Raw genomic sequence first — 1,271 nt, forward strand, 5'->3', positions numbered from 1 at the left:
ACCTTAGATACTGATGGGCATACGTTAATTGTTGATGCCACTGATCCCGCATTTAATCATTTGGCCAATGGTCAGTCGCAACAAATCGCTATCACTTATCAAGTAGAAGATGCCCATGGTGGAAGTACGCAACAAACCGCCACGCTTACGATTGCCGGGACAGATGATAAAGCCACACTGGTTTCTAATGTCATTCAGCTCACTGAAACACAAGCGCTGGATAGCGAATTTAAATCCTATAGAGGCCAGCTTCAGCTGATTGACCCTGATAGTGGCGATAACACTCAGTTTGTTTTTAGCGGTAAATATTTAGGTCAAGGGTTTGAGCCTGGCCACCTTGATGTTTGGCCTAATGGCACTTATCAATTCAGATTAGATACAGGTACCAATCATCATCCGGACGATCTAATCAGTAGCCTACATGCTGGCGAGTCGATGGAGCTCCCCTACGAAGTCGAAACCACTGATGGTCAGAAGCTCACCATTATGGTGAAAGTGACCGGTGAAGATAACCAAGCAAAAATTGCAGTGACGCCCTACTCCAGCCTAAATAATCATGTTTACGAAGATCATACTTCCTTTGGCAATACCACCAGTCAACTCAGCAGTGGTGGCACGTTACAGGTCATTGACCCGGATCACGATCAAGCCGGTTTTATCGCACAAACCATCACTACCGCCGAAGGTGGTCGGTTCAATATCAACGCACAGGGCCAATGGTCATACGATATTGACAATGATAAAGTCCAACATTTAGGTGCAGGGGAAAGCTTCCAGCAAACCTTTACCGTTGAATCTATTGATGGCAGTGCTAAAAAAGATATCACAGTGACCGTTCATGGCACCAATGATGCGCCAGTTGCATCAGCTGAAGTACGTTTAGCGAATGGCTTAGAAGATACCCAGATAGTCCTCACCCCTGCACAGCTACTGGCCAATTCTAGCGATGTTGACAACAACGATATTGGCAAATTATCCATTGAAAACCTACAGGCTGACCACGGTGCTATTGTATTAAATGCCGATGGCACCTTCACGTTTACCCCAGATAAAGACTATAACGGCCAAGTGCATTTTAGCTATGATGTTAAAGATGCACACGGAGGAGTAACACATACTGGTGCATCAACAACACTCTCGGCAGTTGGCGATAAAGCCCAAATCGCTGGCGTTGATACTGGTTCAATAACCGAAAACAGCGCGGGTGTCGACATGTCACCCGACTATGCTCACTCAGGCATCGCCACACTTGGCAATACAACACTCTATGC

Annotated in this window: 1 protein-coding gene; it reads left to right on the plus strand. The window is 46.1% G+C overall.

Going from position 1 to position 1,271, the window contains the following annotated elements; translation table 11 throughout:
- Positions 1-1,271, plus strand: a 1,271-nt coding sequence (locus tag ACP45E_RS00970) for a VCBS domain-containing protein (protein ID WP_198927665.1), incomplete at both ends; no start/stop codon positions are given.

It is taken from the genome of Vibrio genomosp. F10 str. 9ZD137 (assembly GCF_049974785.1).
Taxonomy (GTDB): domain Bacteria; phylum Pseudomonadota; class Gammaproteobacteria; order Enterobacterales; family Vibrionaceae; genus Vibrio.